Genomic DNA, 416 nt, shown 5'->3' with positions numbered 1-416 from the left:
GGATCACCTACTTCAGCGTGTTCGCGTTGTTCCCTCTGCTGATGGTGGGGTTCGCGGCGGCCGGTTTCATCCTGGTGCAGCACCCGGACTGGCTGGTGTCGATCCACGACGCGATCAGCAAGGCGATGCCCGGCAACCTGGGCGACCAGATCAACGAGTTGGTCACCGCGGCCATCGACGCCCGCGCCCGCGTCGGAGTGATCGGCCTGGTCGTCGCCGCGTACTCCGGGCTCGGCTGGATGGCGAACCTGCGTGAGGCGCTCAGCGCCATGTGGAACCAGCGGCACCCGGCGACCAACTTCGTGCGTACCAAGTTCAAGGACCTGGTCAAGCTGCTGGGCCTGTTCGGCATGCTGGCGGTGTCGGTGGGGCTGACGGTCATCGCCGACGGCGCCGTGACCGGGGCGGTGTTGACC

At 67.3% G+C, this 416-nt stretch carries 1 protein-coding gene; it reads left to right on the top strand.

Annotated elements, in window-relative coordinates; translation table 11 throughout:
• Window positions 1–2 precede the first annotated feature (2 nt).
• Window positions 3–416: YhjD/YihY/BrkB family envelope integrity protein (locus AC1DYG_RS20120; RefSeq protein WP_477641607.1), on the top strand; the 414-nt coding region annotated here is incomplete at its 3' end.

It is taken from the genome of Pedococcus sp. P1_H8 (assembly GCF_056405175.1).
This window is presented reverse-complemented; position numbering and strand designations above follow the sequence as displayed.